17 protein-coding genes are annotated in these 18,782 nt (G+C 70.4%); 9 read left to right on the forward strand and 8 right to left on the reverse strand.

The window, feature by feature from the left end; all coding sequences use genetic code 11:
- Positions 1-384 precede the first annotated feature (384 nt).
- Positions 385-759 (forward strand): hypothetical protein, encoded by a 375-nt coding sequence (locus WMF26_RS34220; protein WP_437996156.1) that lies wholly within the window; start codon positions 385-387, stop codon positions 757-759.
- A gap of 172 nt (positions 760-931) precedes the next feature.
- Positions 932-1,426, forward strand: a complete 495-nt coding sequence (gene tpx / locus WMF26_RS34225; RefSeq protein WP_437996157.1) for a thiol peroxidase — start codon at positions 932-934, stop codon at positions 1,424-1,426.
- A gap of 66 nt (positions 1,427-1,492) precedes the next feature.
- Here tpx and WMF26_RS34230 read toward each other — a convergent pair whose 3' ends face one another.
- The gene (locus WMF26_RS34230; protein WP_437996158.1) at positions 1,493-2,962 is read right to left on the reverse strand and encodes a cytochrome P450; all 1,470 of its coding nucleotides are present in this window, start codon (positions 2,960-2,962) and stop codon (positions 1,493-1,495) included.
- 257 nt (positions 2,963-3,219) lie between these two features.
- On the opposite strand from WMF26_RS34230, the gene WMF26_RS34235 reads away from it, so the two are divergent.
- From WMF26_RS34235 to WMF26_RS34255, 5 genes are all read left to right on the forward strand, one after another.
- Entirely contained in the window at positions 3,220-4,119 is a 900-nt protein-coding gene (locus WMF26_RS34235) for a 1-acyl-sn-glycerol-3-phosphate acyltransferase (RefSeq protein ID WP_437996159.1), read from the forward strand.
- Between the two features lie 480 nt (positions 4,120-4,599).
- Entirely contained in the window at positions 4,600-5,808 is a 1,209-nt protein-coding gene (locus WMF26_RS34240) for a sugar ABC transporter substrate-binding protein (RefSeq protein WP_437996160.1), read from the forward strand.
- Between the two features lie 22 nt (positions 5,809-5,830).
- Positions 5,831-7,399 carry a sugar ABC transporter ATP-binding protein gene (locus WMF26_RS34245; protein WP_437996161.1) on the forward strand — a complete coding sequence of 523 codons (1,569 nt, stop codon included), beginning with the start codon at positions 5,831-5,833 and terminating at the stop codon, positions 7,397-7,399.
- Positions 7,396-8,451, forward strand: coding sequence for an ABC transporter permease (locus WMF26_RS34250; RefSeq protein WP_061629852.1), 1,056 nt, complete (start codon positions 7,396-7,398; stop codon positions 8,449-8,451). Before WMF26_RS34245 ends, WMF26_RS34250 begins: the two co-directional genes overlap by 4 nt.
- A 5-nt stretch (positions 8,452-8,456) precedes the next feature.
- Complete coding sequence (locus tag WMF26_RS34255) at positions 8,457-9,425, forward strand: ABC transporter permease (RefSeq protein WP_437996162.1); 969 nt, start codon at positions 8,457-8,459, stop codon at positions 9,423-9,425.
- A gap of 58 nt (positions 9,426-9,483) precedes the next feature.
- On the opposite strand, the gene WMF26_RS34260 is transcribed toward WMF26_RS34255, so the two are convergent.
- A complete protein-coding gene (locus tag WMF26_RS34260; protein WP_437996163.1) occupies positions 9,484-10,863 on the reverse strand; it encodes a DUF1552 domain-containing protein in 1,380 nt (459 codons plus the stop codon).
- A 53-nt stretch (positions 10,864-10,916) separates the two neighbouring features.
- Positions 10,917-12,590 carry a DUF1592 domain-containing protein gene (locus WMF26_RS34265; protein WP_437996164.1) on the reverse strand — a complete coding sequence of 558 codons (1,674 nt, stop codon included), beginning with the start codon at positions 12,588-12,590 and terminating at the stop codon, positions 10,917-10,919.
- Positions 12,591-12,634: 44 nt separating this feature from the next.
- On the opposite strand from WMF26_RS34265, the gene WMF26_RS34270 reads away from it, so the two are divergent.
- Together WMF26_RS34270 and WMF26_RS34275 are read left to right on the forward strand one after the other, a co-directional pair.
- Positions 12,635-13,075, forward strand: a complete 441-nt coding sequence (locus WMF26_RS34270) for a hypothetical protein (RefSeq protein ID WP_437996165.1) — start codon at positions 12,635-12,637, stop codon at positions 13,073-13,075.
- Between the two features lie 377 nt (positions 13,076-13,452).
- Positions 13,453-13,983, forward strand: coding sequence for a hypothetical protein (locus WMF26_RS34275; protein ID WP_437332503.1), 531 nt, complete (start codon positions 13,453-13,455; stop codon positions 13,981-13,983).
- 4 nt (positions 13,984-13,987) lie between these two features.
- Here WMF26_RS34275 and WMF26_RS34280 read toward each other — a convergent pair whose 3' ends face one another.
- The 5 genes from WMF26_RS34280 to WMF26_RS34300 all read right to left on the reverse strand — a co-directional run bounded on the left by WMF26_RS34280 (position 13,988) and on the right by WMF26_RS34300 (position 18,777).
- Positions 13,988-15,034: a glycosyltransferase family 4 protein gene (locus WMF26_RS34280; protein WP_437996166.1), complete on the reverse strand. Its 1,047-nt coding sequence runs from the start codon at positions 15,032-15,034 to the stop codon at positions 13,988-13,990.
- 65 nt (positions 15,035-15,099) lie between these two features.
- On the reverse strand, positions 15,100-15,363 hold the full coding sequence (locus WMF26_RS34285) for a DUF6755 family protein (protein WP_437996167.1): 264 nt from the start codon (positions 15,361-15,363) through the stop codon (positions 15,100-15,102).
- Between the two features lie 8 nt (positions 15,364-15,371).
- A complete protein-coding gene (locus WMF26_RS34290) occupies positions 15,372-15,887 on the reverse strand; it encodes a ubiquinol-cytochrome c reductase iron-sulfur subunit (RefSeq protein WP_437332506.1) in 516 nt (171 codons plus the stop codon).
- On the reverse strand, positions 15,887-16,555 hold the full coding sequence (locus WMF26_RS34295; RefSeq protein WP_437996168.1) for a 4Fe-4S dicluster domain-containing protein: 669 nt from the start codon (positions 16,553-16,555) through the stop codon (positions 15,887-15,889). The genes WMF26_RS34290 and WMF26_RS34295 overlap by 1 nt, the downstream gene beginning before the upstream one ends.
- Positions 16,552-18,777, reverse strand: coding sequence for a molybdopterin oxidoreductase family protein (locus WMF26_RS34300; protein ID WP_437996169.1), 2,226 nt, complete (start codon positions 18,775-18,777; stop codon positions 16,552-16,554). Before WMF26_RS34300 ends, WMF26_RS34295 begins: the two co-directional genes overlap by 4 nt.
- Between the last annotated feature and the right edge of the window lie 5 nt (positions 18,778-18,782).

Raw genomic sequence — 18,782 nt, forward strand, 5'->3', positions numbered from 1 at the left:
CCGCTGCGCGCGTCGAGCGCAGCGCGCGCCGCGCCTCGACGCGCGCTGCGCTCGAGAGGCGCCGGCCATGAGATTGGCCTCTTCTCCAGCAGCCCACGCGAGCCGGACACGCCGGGGCAGCGCCGTGCACCGGCGGCGCAGCGCCGGGGCATCGTGTCACCGGCGCCCCTCGTCGGCTGTGGCACGCCGCTACACCCGCCGCACGTTCTCGTTGGCGACCTCGCCGCGGCGCACGAGCGCCCATCCGATCGGCGCGCCAAACCGCGCACAGCGCGGAGTTCCAGCCTTGGTACACGCGGTGCATCTCTCGATGTCAGAACACCGGACGGGCGGCGCCGCTGAAAGCGCGTGGGAGCGTGCCGCCGATCGAGGAGATCATCCATCATGCAGACCAAGCAAGACGGCTCCCAGCGGGCCACCAGCAGAAGCCACGGAAAGGATTTCGTGGAGGCAGCGCGCAAGAGCGCGACTCGCACGGACGACCGCGAGGCGTTCATCCCCGATCCGGGGGACGGCCCGCCCAGGGTGGTGGACGAGTTCGCCGAGCAGATCGCCGAGCAGTACCTCGCCTCCGCGACGTCGGGCAAGGGCGACATGACCGAGGATTACGAGGACGCGGTGGATCCCGAGGAGATCGGGGGGCCCTTCATCATCACCACGGCCGAGCAGGAGATCGGGTACAGCAGGGATTCGATGAACCCCGACGACGCCGAGGTCGAGCCGTTCCCCCTGGTCAACCGCTCGCCCCTCGGCGGATGATCCGGGCGCGAGCGACGGCTCGCGCCGGGGAGCCCGCGAGGCAGCGCATCGCCCACGCGGCAGGCCGGCCGGCGCCTCGGACGCCGGCGGCCTGGCTGGATCTGCTTGGCATCCGCCCTCCGCGCGCCTACGACGGGCGCCGACGCACCGCTGTACAGAGGAGGATGCGACCATGGCTCAGACCAAGTTCAAGGGAAGCCCCGTCCACACCGCCGGCGAGCTGCCGTCCGTCGGCGCGACCGCACCCGATTTCACGCTCGTGAAGAGCGATCTGTCGGAGGGCAAGCTCTCGTCGTATTCGGGCAAGAAGGTCCTCAACATCTTTCCGAGCGTCGACACCGGCGTCTGCGCGAAGTCCGTTCGGACGTTCCACGAGCGCGCCGCGCAGCTCCCGGGCGTGACGGTGCTCAACATCTCGGCCGATCTGCCGTTCGCGCACGGCCGCTTCTGCGGGGCCGAGGGCATCAAGAACGCGGAGAGCCTCTCGACCTTCCGGGGCGATTTCGGCGACAGGTACGGCGTCAAGCTGGTGGACGGGCCGCTCGCCGGCCTGCTCGCGCGCGCGGTCCTCGTGCTCGACGAGCAGAACAAGGTCGTCCACGCGGAGCTCGTCCCGGAGATCGCGCAGGAGCCCGACTACGACGCGGCCCTCGCCAAGGTGCGGTGAGCCGGAGCGCGGGCGCCCTCGCGCCCGCGCGCCGCGTGAGCTCACGCGCTCGCGCGCCTCGTGAGCTCACGCGCTCGCGCGATTCGTGAACCGGATGCGCAGCCCCTCCGGCTGCATCGCGAACGCCATCCGCTCCCGCACCGGCGCCGCCGGATCCGCGAGCTCCACCGTGAAGCTCCGGAGCACCATGCCGACCGTCACGGCGCACTCCAGCAGCGCCATCGAGCGGCCCGGGCAGATGCGCGGCCCGCCGCCGAACGCGAGCGCCATCCGCGGCTCGTGCGGCAGCGTCGCGGGCGCGCCCCCGAGCCAGCGCTCGGGGCGAAACGACTCCGGATCGCCGAAATACTCGGGCTTCCGCCCCGCGGCGCGCGTGAGCGCCACGACGCCGGCGCCGGCCGGCACCGCCACGTCGCCCACGACGGTGTCGTGGTTCGCCTCCAGGTAGAGCAGCGGCGCCGCGGACCGCAGGCGCAGCGCCTCGTGCGCGACCGCGCCCGTGTACTCCAGGCGCTTGCTCTGCTCGAGCGTCGGGATCAGGGCGCCGACGACGACGCGATCCGCCTCCTCGCGGGCGCGCGCCTGCACGTCGGGGCGCGAGCCGAGGTAATAGAGGATCCACGCGAGGGTGTTCGCCGTCGTGTCCTCGCCCGCGAGCAGCATCGTGAGGACGTTCGCGTAGACCTCGGCGTCCGAGAGGCGCGCCTTCGGGTCCTCGCCGTCGCGCGCCGCGATCATGAGCTCCAGGAGGGTCCTCGGGCGCGCGGGCCGGTCCGCGCCGCCCTCGATCTCGCGCCGCGCGGCGGTCACGAGATCGAGGATGAACCGCTTCACCGAGGCGATGGCGCGATCATAGGCGCGGTCGGCGGGGAGGCCCAGGTAGCGCCAGTAGGGCAGCGGCGCGAGCATCCGCCGGTTCAGGCCGAGGAAGACGCGCTGGAGGTGCTCCTGGAGCGCGTCCGGGCCGCGCGCGAGCGTGTCGAGGTCGCGGCCGAACGCCACGGACGAGGTGACGTCGACCGAGTAGCGCATGAGATCGCCGAGCACGTCGCGCGCGGCGCGCTCGTCGGCCGCCTGCGCCCAGAGCGCGCGCAGCCGGCCCGTGATCGCGGAGATGCTCGGGAAGAAGCCCTCGACGTGCCGCGCGTGGAACGTCGGGCTGATGAGCTGCCGCTGCTTCCGCCACGCGTCCCCGTCCGCCGAGAACAGCCCGACCATGTCCGCCTCGCGCGACACGTCCTCGATGGTGCGCATCCGCCGGAACACCGCGGGGCGGCGCTGGAGCACGTCGCGCACGAGCTCGCCGTCCGCCACGACCAGGATCGGCTTGCGGCCCAGCCGGACGGCGAACAGGTCTCCGTGGGCGCGCCACCATCGCTCGAAGTCGAGGTGCCAGCGGTCGGGGTGGAGCGCGAGCAGGTGACCGACCACGGGCAGCCCCCGCGGCCCCGGGAGGTCCGCGAGCGTCCGCCGCGGGCGCGCAGGCGCGGCGTCGCGTCGGATGGAGTCATCCACGGTCAGGGACGTGGCCTTCATGGTGTCCTCATACAGAACCAGCGCCGGCGCGTCCCGGCGCAAACACGACAGGGCCCAGATGGGAGATGGGAGATGGGCGACGGGCGCGCAGGTCGCGCTGGGGAGCGCGAGGGCGGCGCGCGCCGCGTCGTCGCCCGTCGCCGGCGCCGGGGGGTGGGCCGCAGCGTCGGTGGGAGCGCGGATCGCGGCGCCTCTCGATCGGCCGGGCCGGAGCGCGGCGCTGGCGTGGCGGCGCCGGCGCGGGTAGAGACGCGGACATGGCGGAGCCGCTGGAGAGAGAGCTCGCGATGCTGTCCGGCGAGGAGATGGCGGCGGCGCTCGGGCTGGGCAGGGCGCCCGCGTGGGTGCGCCGCGCCGGGCGCGCGGCGTTCGCGGTGCCGTCGTGGCCGCTCGGGCGCGCGCTCGCGCGGTTCGATCGGCGCGTCGGCGAGGCGGGGATCCACGTGGCGGCGCGGGAGGCGCTCTCGGGCTTCGGGGCGCGGTGGACGGCCGACGCGGGGCCGCCGCCGCGCGGGGCGCTGCTCGTCGTGTCGAATCACCCCGGCGCCTACGACGCGCTCGCGCTGATGGCGGCGATCGGCCGGGGGGATCTCATGATCGTGGCGGCCGAGCGGCGGTTTTTGCGGGCGCTGCCGCACGTGAGCGAGCGGCTGCTCTTCGTGCCGATCGACGGGGGCGGCGGCGGGCGGGAGCTCGCGGCGCGCACGGCCGGGGTGCGCCGCGCGCTGCGTCACCTGCGCGGCGGCGGGGCGCTGCTGCACTTCCCCGCGGGCCGCATCGAGGCGGATCCGGCGTTCGCGGGCGACGGCGACGCGCTGCTCGGGGCGTGGCATCCGAGCGCCGGGGCGCTGCTGCGCGCGGCGGCGGCGGCGGGGGGGCGCGTCGCGGTGGCGGTCGTCTCGGGGGTGCACTCGCGGCGGGCGAAGCGGCTGGCCGTCACGCGCTGGGCCGAGCGGCGCGGGATCAGCACGCTGGCGCCGCTCCTCCAGGTGGCGCTGCCAGGCTTCGACGACGTCGACGTGCGGGTGCGGCTCGGCGAGGCGCGGGAGGCGGCGGCGGCGGTCGACGGAGGGGACGATGACGCGGCGCTCACGCGGCGGCTCCAGGAGGAGGCGGCGAGGCTGCTCGCCGGCGGGGCGCGCGGGTCCCCTCGGTGAGGGTGAGGGCGACGAACAGCGCAGGCCCCCGGGGAGCACGGCATTGGCAGGTTCTTTTGCCGTACGCGCCGTTCCTCGCCACGACACCGTTCCATGTGTGAACCAGCGCGTGCAGCGTGGCTGTACGATGGGACGAACAAGACGAGGATCTTGACTTTCGGATCGCGTTTGGATTTCCTAGCCCCCTGAAACCAGAAGCTCTCTAGTGGCGGACGCCACGAGCCTCGCCGACACGCCCTTGAATTCCGAGGCCGCTCGCGAAATCTGCGCGGTGCCCCGGTGATGACGCGCGACACCGTCGCTCGTCCAATGCTACAGCTCGTGCCCCAGTGCTTTCGCCGTGAGCGACGCGGCGGCACGCGGACATTGGCCTCGGAGCTCGTGAGGGCGAGAACGTGACGACGTGTGATGTGCCGTAGAGGTCTCTCTCTGACCACGTCTCTTTGCTCGAAAGGTAGCGGCACGATGTCGATTGGCCAGTTGAAGTCTCGTGGACCGGCGCGGCGCGCAGCGGCGGTGTTGGTTTGCGCGCTCGGGCTCTGGGGCCTCTCCGCCTGCAAAGGCAAGCCCGACAGCGCTCCGGCCGTAGAGGGCTCCGCCAGCGCCGCGGCCGAGCAGGCGCCGAGCGGGCACGGGCCCAAGGTCGTGCCAGGGCCCGGCTATAGCCCCGAGTGCTTCGCGCCGTGGAGCAAGGACACCAAGTATTTGCAGTGGACGGCGCGAAAGCCGCCGTTCCGCCTCGCGCTCGTCAACGGCTACGTCGGTAACGCCTGGCGCATCCAGATGGTCAAGACGGCCAAGGCCTTCGCCAAGGACCCGGCCATCGCGCCGCTGCTCAAGGAGTTCAAGGTGGTGTCGACCGGCACCGACGTCGCGGCCCAGCTCGGCGCGATCGAGGACTTCATCAACCAGGGCTTCGACGCCGTCGTCACGCTCGCCGTCAGCCCCGACGGCTTCGATCGCGTGATCCGCCTCGCCGACAAGAAGGACGTCATCCTGGTCCCGTTCGACAACGTGCTCGACACGGACAAGGTGATGCAGGTCAACGAGGACCAGCTGGCGATGGGCCGCCAGTGGGGCGAGTTCCTCGACAAGCAGCTCGGTGGGAAGGGCAAGGTGCTCGAGGTCCGCGGCCTGCAGGGCAACTCCGTCGATCGCGACCGCCACGTCGGCTTCCGCCAGGTCATGGAAGCGCCGGGGAAGAGCTACACCATCGTGGAGGTGGTCGGCGGCTGGGACGACGGCAAGGCGCAGAAGGCGGTGGCCGACGCGCTCGCCGTGCACCGCCAGTTCGACGCGCTCTTCGCGCAGGGCGGCTCGACGGGCGCGATCCGCGCGCTGCTCGACGCCGGCCACAAGCCGATCCCGGTCGCCACGGAGGCCGAGAACGGCGCGCGCAAGCTGATCGCGAAGCACCACGAACAGGGCATGAAGGGCCTGTCGCTCGGCCAGTCGCCGGGGCTCGCGGCCATCGCGATGAAGGCGGCGCTCGAGGGCTTGCAAGGCAAGGTGATGCCGCAGATGATCTCCGTGCCGATCCCCGCCGCCGACCACACCACGCTGAAGGACGGCGAGAGCTTCTTCTCCCAGCTCTCCGACAACTTCTTCACGCCCAACGAGTTCCCGCCCTGCGGGGTCAACATCTCGGGCGTGAAGATCATGAACGAGTCCGAATCGGACGTGAAGTAGCGCCCGCGGGCGCCCAAGCATCATGACCGAACCGGTGAGCCCTCCGCTGCTCGAGCTCCGGGCCGTCTCCAAGCGCTACGGCGGGGTGAGCGCCCTGAGCGGCGTCGACTTCGCCTGCGAGGCGGGGAAGGTGCACGCGATCCTCGGCGAGAACGGCGCGGGCAAGAGCACCCTGATCAAGATCATCGGCGGCGTGGTCAAGCCGAGCGCCGGGGAGCTCTTGCTCCACGGCAGGCCGGTTCGGTTCGACCACCCGCTCGAGGCGAACGCCGCCGGCATCGTCTGCGTCTTTCAGGAGCTGTCCCTGATGCCGACGCTGACGGTGGCCGAGAACATCGGCATCACCATGCCGACGAACCGCCTGGGGCTCTTCGATCGCAAGGCGCAGGTCCGCAGGGCCGAGGAGCTCTTGGCGCGCGTCGGCTGCGAGGGCGTGAACCCGAACGCCTGGGTGAGCGACCTGCCGCTCTCGCGTCGCCAGATGGTCGAGATCGCGAAGGCGCTCGGCAAGGACCCGCGGCTCTTGATCCTGGACGAGGCCACCTCCGCGCTGTCGAGCAGCGACGTCAAGAAGGTCTATGACCTCCTGGCCGAGCTCAAGGCTCAGGGGGTCGGTATGCTCTACATCTCGCACCGCATGCACGAGATCAAGGAGCTCGCCGACGTGATGTCGGTCTTCCGCAACGGCCGGCACATCGAGACGTTCGCCAGGGGCCAGCGCAGCGACGACGGGATCGTGGAGCTCATGATCGGCCGCGACGTGGGTCACGCCTTCCCGCCGAAGCCGGCGGCGCGCAGCTTCCCGACGACGCTGCTCGAGGTGAGCGGCCTGAGCTGGGAGCGGCAGCTCGATGACGTGTCGTTCAAGCTCGGCAAGGGCGAGATCCTCGGCATCGGCGGGCTCGACGGCCAGGGCCAGCGCGAGCTCTTGCTCGGCCTGTTCGGCGTGCTCAAGGACCTGCGCGGCGAGATCAAGATCGACGGCAAGCCGGTCAAGCTGACGAGCCCGCGGAAGGCCAAGGACCGCGCGCACGGCATCGCCCTCGTGCCCGAGGACAGGAAGACCGAGGGCCTGATGCTGCCGATGGCCATCGCCGCGAACATGTCGCTGGCCTCGCTCGACAAGCTCACGCGCGGCGTGGTGCTCGACCGAAGGCGCGAGGCCGCGCGCGTCGACGAGATGGTGCGCCGCATCCAGATCAAGATCGGCTCGCCCGACGACCCGGTGTCGTCGCTGTCCGGGGGCAACCAGCAGAAGGTCGTGCTGGCCAAATGGCTGATGACGGAGCCGCGGCTGCTGATGCTCAACGACCCCACCCGCGGCATCGACGTCGGCACGAAGCAGGAGATCTACCAGCTCCTCCGCGAGCTGGCGGACGCCGGCACATCCATCCTCTTCTACACCACGGACTACGACGAGCTGATCGGCTGCTGTGACCGCGTGCTCGTCCTCTACCAGAACCGCGTGCAGGGCGAGCTCGTGGGGCCCGACATCACCGAAAAGAACATCCTGGATCTGGCCCTCGGTCTGCGCGGCGGGCCTGAGCGCGCGAAGCCCGGAGCCGAGCGCGCGCGAGCAGAGGCACGATGAAGGACTGGAAGCTCCGCCTGCGCCAGAACCAGGGCCTGCTCGTGGCCATCGGTCTGTGCATCTTCTTCTATGGGCGCTACTCGCTGTCCCATCCCAAGGGCTTCAGCGCGTCGCTGGTCGGGCAGAACGCCAACGAGTCGTTCGTGCTGGTGGCGGCGGCCATGGCCCAGACGATCCCCGTGCTGACCGGCGGCCTGGATCTGTCCGTGGGCGCGGTGATCACGCTCGTCAACTGCCTGGCCTCGCACGTCCTCGCCGGCAGCGCGTTCGAGAATTTCCTGGGCATCCTGCTATGCCTGGCCCTCGGCGTCGCGGCGGGCCTGATCAACGGCTGCCTCGTCGTGTACGGCCGCCTGCAACCGATCATCGCCACCCTGGCCTCGGGCACGATCTTCCTCGGCATCGCGCTGTTCCTGCGACCGACGCCCGGCGGCCAGGTCGACGGCGATCTGGCGTTCGCGGCGACCTTCGATCTCAACGAGCTGCTGCAGGCCGCGGGCGCCGCTCCCCTCGACGGCGCGCTGGGCTCGATCGGCAGCATCCCGTCACCCGCGATCTGGATGGCGCTGCTCGCGCTGCTCTGGACCTACTACCGCCGTACCCGCTACGGCCTCGGCGCTTACGCCGTCGGCGCGTCGCAGGAGGCGGCGTACATGTCGGGCGTCCGCATCGAGCGCGTCAAGCTGGCCGCGTACACGCTGTCGGGGTTCTTCGCCAGCGTCGGCGGCCTCTACCTCGCGCTGCAGACGGCGTCGGGCAACGCCGATATCCCACAAGCCGGCTCCTACACGCTGAACTCCATCGCCAGCGTCGTGATCGGGGGCACCTCGTTGTACGGAGGGATGGGCGGCGCCATCGGATCGCTCTTCGGCGCCCTGGTGCTCCGCTCCGTCGCCTTCAACTTCCGCGTCTTCGACGAGGGCTCGGCGCTCGGCTTCCTCGCCAACCCGCTCTACCAGCCGCTGTTCGAGGGCCTCATCCTGCTCGCGGCCGTCTGCCTCGGCGCGCTCTGGGTCTTCCGCCTCAAGAACCGGCTACACATTTTCAGGTGAGCTCCATGCAACAGCTCCCTTTCCTCAAGAGCCGCTTCGGCGAGATCGACAAGCCGACCTGGTACGCGCTGCTGTCGATCGGCGTCATCCTCGCGATCGGCTCGGTCGGCACGCTGATCACCCAGGGCACGCTCAGCTTCCTGAGCCCGCACTACCTCCTGCAACAGCTGCAGATCGCCGCCTTCCTGGGCGTGGCCGCCACGGGCATGATGATCGTCATCCTGCTCGGTCACATCGATCTCTCCCTGCCGTGGGTGCTCACCTCGAGCGCCATGCTGGCCGCGGGGCTCGGCGGCTGGGCCGCGTTGCCCTACGGCCTCGCCATCGGCGCCGCCGCGGGGCTCTTGAACGGGCTCGGCGTCGCCTACCTGCGCGTGCCCTCGATGATCTTCACCCTGGGTACGAACACCGTGCTTCAGGGGCTGATGGTGCTCTACACCGGCGGCTTCGCTCCGCGCAGCGAGGCGCCGGAGTGGATGGAAGTCCTGGCCGTCGGCAAGACGCTCTCGATTCCGAACTCGCTGTTCGTCTGGATCTTGGTCGGCGGCGTCGGCGCCTTCGTACTGAAGAAGACCGCGCTCGGCCGCTACATCTACGCCGTGGGCAACCAGGAGCAGGCCGTCTATCTCTCGGGCATCAGGACGCACTGGGTGCTGATCGGCGCCTTCGTGATGTGCGGCGTGTGCTCCGCGATCACCGGCATGCTGCTGGCGGGCTTTTCGCACAAGGCCTACCAGGCCATGGGCAACGATTACCTCATGCCGGCCATCGCCGCGGTGGTGATCGGCGGCACCAACATCATGGGCGGACGCGGGACGTACCTCGGCACCGTCCTCGGCACGATCCTCATCGTGCTGCTCCAGAGCATGCTCAGCGTGCTGCAGATGCCCGAGGCCGGCCGTCAGATCATCTACGGTGCCGTGATCATCGCCATGCTGCTGGTCTACGGCCGACAGCATCAGGCGGGGCGATGAGCCGAACCGAGCTCAGCCACGAGCGTCGGCAGCGAGGCTCACCGCCCGGCGATGGCGCTCAGGCGAGCATGCCGTCGATCGGCCCGGAGCCCTGACCCTCACCGAAGTTCTCCGTCCACTCGGTCTTGTCCCGGACGGCGGCGGCGATGAGGCCGTTGAAGAGGCGGTTGTTCGTGACGTTGCCGGCGTCGATGTACTGCCCCTGCTTCAGGTAGCCGCCGCCGTTTCCGGCGATGATCGTCGGCACGTTGCGGAAGCTGTGCGACGGGCCGTCGGAGACGTGGTTCGTCCACATGAGGATGGACTTGTCGAACAGGTCGCGCGCCTTGAAGTGGTCGAGGCCGTGGAGCAGCGTCTGCATGCGGACCACGTCGATCTCGGCGTGCGCTTGCTCGGCCGTCGGGTTGTTGCCCGTAGCTGCGTCCGATTGCACCCGGTGGCTGATGTGGTGGAAGGGCCAGCCGAGGCCCGCGTTCGACGGCACCGCATACTTCGTCCCATCCGTGCCGTCGCCGTGCTGCAGCGTCGCCACGCGGTTGAAGTTGCAGGCGAACGCCATCGCCACGAGCTCGAGGTGGAGCTTCGCGACGTCCTCGATCATGCCGTCCATCTTGAACGCGAAACCGCTCTTGAGCGCCTCGAGCTCTGACGTCGCGAGGCCCGCCTTGCTGCAGGTCGTGCCCATCTCGCCCATCGTGACCTCGGTGTCGCGGATGGAGTCGAAATGCTGCTGCAGGCGCTGCTTGTCGGCGGAGCTCAGCGCCGACATGCGCATCAGGCTGTTCAGCTCCTCCCTCACGAAGTCGTTCGCGCTCTTGCGGCTGCGGAGGAGCTCCTCCGCGAGCTGCGCGCCGTTGCCGCTTCCACCGCCGCTGTCCGCCAGGCCGACGAGCTTGGCGTAGAGCGCGTACGGGTTGTCGTCCGCCGAGCGCACCTGCCCGGCACCACCGGCCTTGAAGGAGATGCGCTCGGCGATGTACCCGTTCCTGCGGTTGCCGGCATAGAGCGTGAGCGGCTCGGCGCCGCCCTCGTTCACCAGCTCGGCGATGACCACGTCCGCGGACACGCCGGTCGCGGATGCGGTCTTGCCGCCGCCCTGCGCCGGGCGCGCGGTGAGCGCCTGACACAACCCCTGCGCGTGGCCGCAGTTGGTGGGCCCGTTCATGGGGAAGTTGATCCCGCGGATGAACAGCAGGTTCGCGGCGTGAGGCGCGAGCACGTGCGTCGCCTTGTCCGTCATGGCGCCGAGCCCCGCGGTCGTGAGCGGGCCAGTCTGGTCCGGGAAGAACTTTTTACCCACCACGCCGCACGCCGCCACGATGTAGAGGCTGAACACGGGCACGTTGTCCGCGGCCCAGGCGGAGCGCGACGGCAAGCCCTCCAGGAACGGAAGGGCGATGGCGACGCCGCCGGCGCGCAGGAACGCGCGCCGATTCATCCCGCGCCGGCGCGCCACGTGCGGTTGAGTGAGGTTCGTAACGATCTTGGAGTTCACAGCGGGCCTCCCACGCGAGTCCGGAATGCTTCATCCTTCACGAGCTCGAGCATCATCTCTTTCACCGAGCCGCTGGCGCCGCGGCTCACGTCGGCGAGCGTCTCGACGAGCGGCAAGTCCGCCGGGATGACGTCGCGCTGCAGCGCGAAGCTCGCGAGCTTCTTGGCGTAGCAGAGGTGAGCCTGCTCGCCCGCCGCCATGTGGTGCATCAGCTCGCCGGCGTCCGCGAACGACTTGGCCCCTTCGGTGAAGGAGTAGACGCCGCTGCTGTCGATCGGCAGGCCTCCGTTCTCCTCATCCCGGTACAGCCCCATGCCGTCGAAGTGCTCGAAGGCGAAGCCGACGGGGTTGATGAGCGCGTTGTGGCACGTGCCGCCGCAGGCGGACGTGAGCTGCGTGATGCGTTGGCGGTTCGTCTGCCCGGGCTCGAGGGGCGGGACCGGCGGGATGTTGGGCGCCGGCGCGCCGAGCGGCGTGCACAGCACGTCGAGGTTGATGCTCACGCCGCGGTGGATCGAGTCCGACTCGTCGTTCAGGGCGTTGAGCGTCAGGTAAGGGAGCTGCGAGAAGAAGCCGACGCGATCGGGACCGAGGTCTCGCTCCACGAGCTCTCGGCCGCTCGGCGAAAGGCCGTAGAGCTCCGCCATCCCCGGCCCCACGAAGCCCTTCGTGGACGTGAGGATGTCCTTGACGCCCAGGCCCTGGGTGAAGATCTTCTCGAAGAACAGGTACGCGCTCTCCTCGTACTCCGCGTTCAACGATTCGTTGTAGCTCGGCACGCCGAGCTTGCTGATCGTGGCGTAGCGATCGAAATGGAGCAGCTCGCGATGGAAGTACCGCATGCCCTTGGCCGCGGCGGGCTCCTCCAGCATGGACTCGGCGACCGCGGCGATGGTTTCCGGCGTCGTGAGCGTGGGCGCCTTGTCGAGCAGCGCGTCGTCCGGCGCGGAGTTGCGCAGCCAGAGCGATAGCTTCGCGGCGATCTCGTAACCGCTGAGCGGCTTGCGATCCTGGCCGAGCTCCGTGCGGTAGAGGAAGTGCGGCGACTGGAGCATCGTCCGAATCACGAGCTGCGCGCCCTTGGCGAACGTGCTCTTCGTGCCGGACATCGCCGCGCCGGCCTCGAAGAGCACCTCGTACTTGGCGACCTCGCCGTCCGTCAGCGGACGGCGATACGCACGGCGCCCCACGGTCTTGATGAAGCCGGTCGCGTCCGTATCCGGGTACACCTTGGCGAGCGCCGCGTCCGAGGCCGTCACCTCCTCGGCGAGCGCCTCCGCCGCCGATTGGTAGTCGCTCCACGAGCGCTGGTTCACGCTCAGCAGGAGCTCGTTGTTCGTGAAGTCCGTCGTGCCGGCGACGGGCTTCTCGAACGATTCGGACAGCGAGGAAGGAGCGCCCAGGTTCAGGACCACCTGCACGCTGCTCGCCCACTGCGCGTTCGTGAGGCGCACGAACCGGTGGTACCGCGGCGCACCCGGCATATCGATGCCGCGCGCCTCGCCGCCGGTGGCCGGGCTGCTGCCGTCCGGCCCAGGGCCGATGCTCTCCTCTGGATCCCCCAAGGTGCCCGTGCACCCCGCGAGCAGGAGCGCCGTGACGCAGAGCCCCGCGCCGAGCCCCCGCCCGCGGCGCGGCGAGCCGGTCATCGAAAAAGACGGTGGGGTCATCATTGCCTCCTGACGGACCTCTCGTGGCTAGCAGTTCCCTTCGCATGACCAGCGATGCAACGACCATCGTGCTCGCTGAAGCGGGGCGCATCGTCCCGGTCGATGGCGCGCTCGAGGAGCTGGCCCTCACGGACGACCGGCATCAGGCCCCAGGCGCGGCTATGGGAGAACAAAATCCAACAGGCCTGGAGACGTCAGCCCCCAGCTGCGGACCTGCCCTCGGTACAGCATCGGTCAGCGAACGCTTCCGCGACGACGGAGCGAACGCTGTTATCGCGGAAGTCGTTCAGACAACGGAGGCCTCGCTGCGCGCCGCGAGACTGCCCAACCAGGGCCAAGCAAAAGGATACCCTTCGAGCCAAATGTTAACGGTAACATCCACGATGTCAATTCCAATCGACAAGACCGCGGGCATCCTCGAGTCCGGGACAGACCGAGGCTGGCGGCGCTCCTCCGGTGCGACGCGTCAAGAGGGGCGGACGTGACTCCGCTCACCTGAACACTGTAGTTGAGATTGTACAGCAGCGGCAGTCGAACGCATGACCGGAAGGGACCGGTCGGCGGGTAAGCCGCGCAATGGGCGTGTACCGCAATCGATGGAGACAACGCGACATCGAGGCAACGAAGCACACAACGCGACCATTCCCTCGAAACCCGCAAAGTTGCCACGACCCGATGAGATTCCCGCTCCAAAGATCCGCGAAGTCGTACGATGAGGTGACACGCAGAACGATCTCCGCGCTCTCAGCCCATCTCATTCCCGCGCACGCACCAAAATTGCCATGTTTGAGCGCGCAACATGGTCGATTTGCCGATTGACTTGTGGATCGGCCACGCATGATCCTCACCAGTGAGGATACCCATGCTCAGGACACTGCTCGCCACCGCATTGTCGCTCGCGCCGCTCGGCTGCGGCAGCGACTTCGAGCCGCCGCTTGTCGCGGGGAGGGCCGTGCTCACCCTCGGCGCGAAGCAGCTCTTCCTCGATACGGGCAACAACGGAGAGACCGCGGTCGCGTTCGACGAGGACAACCAGCGCAGCTGGTACACGGATTGTGGGGTGAAAGGCGATGAGCTCGAGGTGATGATCCTCAACGATCCCATCCGGGAAAAGAAGGGGTTCTGGGGGATCACCCTCCGGGCGTCTCACGCGCTGGACGAGGACGCCTGGAACGTGTCCGCCAACCTCGGCGACGACGTGCTCAGCGGTGTTTGCCAGCTGAACCACAAGACCACACGCGACAAGGACCTTTACGAAGGGGAGCTCTCCGTGGCGGCGTGCATCGTGAAGGACCCGACCCCGGACCCGGACGGCCTGCAAGAGGGCCGCTTCGACGCCTTCGTCCGCGCCAAGAGGTGCGTCCTGCGCGACCCCGGCGGCAGCGGGGGATGACGGCTCAGCGCCCCGGCGCCGCCCGGGCGAGCGCCGCGCCGACCGCGGCCGCGGCGCCGTCCCACGTGGGCAGCGCCGGCGCGCGGAGCAGCGCCGCGCGGCGCATGCTCGCCCTGAGCGCCCCGTCCTCGATGAAGCGGGAGAGCGCCCGCACGAGCCCCTCGCCGTCGTCCCAGAGCAGCGCCTCGGCGCCGTCCTGCACGACCTCGGCGATCGCGCCGGCGCGGGCGGCGAGCACCGGCACGCCCGCGCGGACCGCCTCGGTGAGCACCATGCCGTACCCCTCCAGCCGCGAGGGCAGGACCAGCGCGTCCGTCTCGGCGAGCGCCGCCGCGAGCGCCTCGTCGTCGAGCACGCCGCGCGCCTCGACGCGCGCCCGCAGGTGCGCGGAGCCGTCGATCGCCCGGCGCACGCGCTCCGCATAGGCCGGGTCGCGCGCCGCGTCGCCGACGAGGACGAGCGTGGCGCGCGCGCTCCCGACCCGCTCGAACGCCGCGAGCAGCTCCAGGAGCCCCTTGCGCGGGATGAAGCTCCCCACGAACGTGAGCCCCAGCGGGCCGCCGTCCCGCGCGGCGCGAGGGCGCAAGGGGAGCCGGTCCGCGCCCGGCGGCGCCACGTCCACCCGGCCGACCCCGTGCTCGCGCCGGAGCCGCGCCGCGGTCGTCGCGCTCGTCGCGACGTGCGCGTCGCAGAGCCGGATCACCGCCGCCTCGGCGAGCGCGAGCGCCGCGCGCCGCGGGCCGGGCGGGAGCTCCCACGCGCTGAGGTGGTGCACGAGGAGCACGCGCGCGATCCGCCGCGGCAGCGCCGCGAACGCCGGGCCGAGCTCCGGGAAGCAGAGCTCGTCGCCGACCACGACGGCAGGGTCGAGCCGGGCGAGGCGCCCCGCGAGGGCGAGCCCGGCCAGCGCGCGCGACCGCGGCGCGGGATCGAGCGACACCACCTCGACGACATCGCCCTTCCGCCGCAGCCGCTCGACGACGAGCCGATCGTAGATGTACCCGCCCGTGATCTGCTCGAGGGCGCCGTAGACGATCCAGGCGATGCGCATGCGTCGACCCAGTACCACGGAACCCGGCCCGCCCCGCGCGGGCGGCCAGGCGCCGCGCCCGGGTGTCACGCGTCGGGCGGGGGCCTCCGGCGCGCCCTCCACCCCGACAGCTCCCCCGCCGCGACCAGACCGGCGCCCAGCGCGAAGCACACCAGCGAGGTCGCCAGCGCGGGCAGCGGGATGTCGCGATCGCCGCCGTTGTACGCCTCGACCGTGGACGTGAGGAGCCAGTACTGGAACGCGCAGAGCATCGCCACGGCGAGCACCCTCGCGCTCATCGCGCCCTTCGCCCCCGGGCGCAGGTCGTGCTTCGGTCCAGGGATCGGCATCGCTCACCTCACGTCGCGCGCCGCCGCGCGAACCCGACCGCGAACACCTTGCCGTCCTCGACCGCCAGCGCGATCCGCCCGAGCGGCCGCAGGTCGCGCGGCGGACCGGACGTGCCCTCGCCGGAGGCCACGTCGAAGCGGCCGTTGTGGCAGTAGCACCGGAGGTGCTCTTCCCCGCCCTCCCGCGCGTAGGACACCGGACATCCGAGGTGGGAGCACTTCTGCTCGAACGCCAGGAGCTCGCCGTTCTCCCGGCGGATCAGCAGCGCCGGCGTCGTCTCGTCCGGGTAGCGAAAGGCCACGGCGCTCCCCGGCGCGAGATCGTCGACCCGCGCGATCTCCATGCGGCCGGGCGGCTCCGCGGGCGGGCGGCGCGAGCGGAGGTACACCACGGCGTTGCCGGTCGCGAGCCCGCCGCTCAGCAGCACGAGGAAGCGGGCGAAATCGCGGCGGGTCACGTGGTCGTCGCCCTCGGACTCGTAGGGGAAGTCCTCTCGCCACTTGGGCAGATCCTCCGCGCCCATCACAGAAACTCCGCCTCCGACCGCGCCTCCTCCGGCGCTCGCCCGTCGCCCGCGCCCGTCGCCAGGGCGGTCGCGAGCGCCGCGGGGCCGCCGCCCTCGTCGAAGGCGGGCAGCTCGACCGCCATCTCGTCCACGTCGTGCGGCACCATCACGTGCACGCGCGTCGCGATCCGCTGCTTGCCGAACCGCCAGCGGTTGATCGGCTTGCTCGCCGGCCGCTGCTGCGCGATCTCCTCGCGCGTCCCGTAGAACAGCGCGCCCGTGGGGCAGACCGTCGCGCACATCGGCTTCTTCCCGGCGCTCGTCCTGTCGAAGCACATGTCGCACTTCTGCATTTGCTGGATCTCCATCTTGATGATCGGGACCCCGAACGGACACGCGAGCTCGCAGTTCCCGCACGAGATGCACCGGGGCTTGAGGCTCGAGTGCACGATCCCGTTCTCGTCGACCTTGATGGCGTCCGCAGGGCAGACCGACGCGCACGTCGGATCGGCGCAATGCATGCAGACCATCGGCGCGGTCTGGAGCGACACGCCCGGCGCGACGAGGTCCACGTGCACCATCGGCAGCCCGCGGTGCGTGTGGCACTCCGAGCACGCCGCGGCGCACGCCTGGCAGCCGATGCACCGCTGAAAATCGATGAAGAAATCCCGCACCACGGCGCTCATGAGGCCTCCAGCTTGAGCTCGGCGAACAGCGATCGCGCCCGAGCGGCTTCGACGCGCGTGGCGGCGCGCACCCTGCACGCCGCGACCTTGAACTCCGGCATCTTGCTCACGGGATCCAGCGCGCGGACCGTGAGCTGGTTGGCGGCGAGCTCCTCGGGCCAGTGGTACGGCAGGAACACCGTGTCCGGGCGGATCGCCTCGACGATCCGGAGCGGGACCGTGATCCCGCCGCGCCGGGTCTCCACCGTGACCAGCTGCCGATCGACGAGGCCGAGCCGCGCCGCGGGCGCGGGGTGCATCTCGCAGACCGGCCCGGGGCTCTTCTCGACGAGGAACTTGATCCGCCGCGTCTGCGCCCCGCTGAGGTAATGAAAGACGCTCCGGCCCGAGGTCATGTACAGCGGAAACTCCGCGTCGGGCACCTCCGCGCTCGGGCGATACGGCGTGGGGATCAGCTTGAACTTGCCGTCGGGGTGGTAGCTCCTCCCGTCCTCGAAGAGCCTCGGGGTGCCCGGGTGCCCTTCCGACGGGCAGGGCCAGAACACCCCCATCTCCCGCTCCACGCGCTCGTACGTGATGCCCGCGTAATCGGCGGTCCCTCCCGCGCTCGCGCGGCGCAGCTCGTTGAAGATGTCCTCGCTGCTCGAGAAGCGGAAGCGCTCCTCGTCTCCGAGCCGCCTCGCGAGCTCGAGGAGGATCCACGTGTCCCGCCGCGCGTTGCCGGGAGGGTCGACGGCGGCGCGGAGGCGCACCACGCGGGCCTCCGCCGTCGTCGAGGTGCCCTCTTCTTCCTCGTGCAGCGAGCCGGGCAGCACGACGTCGGCGTAGCGGGCCGTCTCGCTCATGAAGAAGTCGATGACGCAGAAGAACTCGAGCCCCTCGAGCGCCTCGCGGGCGAAGCTCGTGTCGGGGTGGCTGACCATGGGGTTGAAGCAGATGTTGAGGAGCCCGCGGATCTCGCCCGCGTGGATCGCCTCGACGATCTCCACGGTGGTCTTGCCCTTGCGCGGCAGCTCGGCGTCGGAGATCCGCCAGACATCGCAGATGTGCCTGCGGTGCTCCGGGTTCTCGATGTCGCGGTTGCCGGGGAGCTGATCGCACTTGTGCCCGTGCTCGCGCCCGCCCTGGCCGTTGCCCTGCCCCGTGATGGTCCCGTAGCCGCAGCCCTTGCGGCCGATCCTGCCGGTGGCGAGCACGAGGTTGATCAGGCTGAGGACGTTCTCGACGCCCTTCGTGTGCTGCTCCACGCCGCGCGCGTGCAGCAGGAAGCTCGTCTTCGCCTGCCCCCACGCCGCGGCGACCTCGCGGATGAGCGCCGCCGGGACGCCGCAGATCTCCGCGGCCCACTCGGGCGTGCAGCGCTCCACCGAGGCGCGGAGCTCGGCCCAGCCGGTGCAGCGCTGCTCGACGAACTCCCGGTCGAACCAGCCGTTCGCGACGAGCTCATGGAGCAGCGCCTGGTTGAGCGCGCTGTCGGTCCCCGGGCGGAGCGCGACGTGGTGGTCGGCGGTGCGGGCGATGGGCGTCTCGCGCGGATCGACCACGATGAGCTTCGCGCCCCGGTCGCGCGCCTTCCAGATGTAGTGCGTCAGCGTCGGGAAGCACTCGCTCACGTTGGTGCCCGCGAGCAGCACGACGCCGGCCTCGGGGATGTCTTCCCAGGGGTTCGCGGCGCGGTCGATCCCGAACGCCTTCTTGTTCCCCGCGCCCGCGGAGACCATGCAGAACCGGCCGTTATAGTCGAGGTTCGCGGTGCCGAGCGCGAGGCGCGCGAACTTCCCCACGAGGTAGCTCTTCTCGTTGCTCAGCGAGACCCCGCTCAGCATCGCGAAGGCGTCCTTGCCCCGCTTCGCCTGGATGGCGCGCGCCTTCGACGCCACGAGATCGAGCGCCTCGTCCCAGCCCGCCTTCCTGAACCCGGCCCCGTCGCGGATCAGCGGGTCGGTCAGGCGGTCGGGGTGGTGCGTCTGCATGTACCGCTTGACCCCCTTCGGACAGAGCCGCCCCTCGTTGAACGGGAACTCCTCCCACGGCTCGATCCCGATGACCCGGCTGTCCTTGACCTGCAGCTTCACGCCGCACTGCATCCCGCAGAAGCAGCAGTGCGTCTCGACCAGCCTGTCGGGCTCGGGCTTCGGTCCCCACCCGGTCACGGGCGAGTCCGAGACGTGCGGCCCGTACTCGCGGATGTAGTCGGAAATTGGCAATCTGAGGTGAGCCATGTGTC

The sequence above is a fragment of the Sorangium sp. So ce185 genome (assembly GCF_051526825.1).
In the GTDB taxonomy this organism is placed as follows: Bacteria; Myxococcota_A; Polyangia; order Polyangiales; family Polyangiaceae; genus Sorangium; species Sorangium cellulosum_D.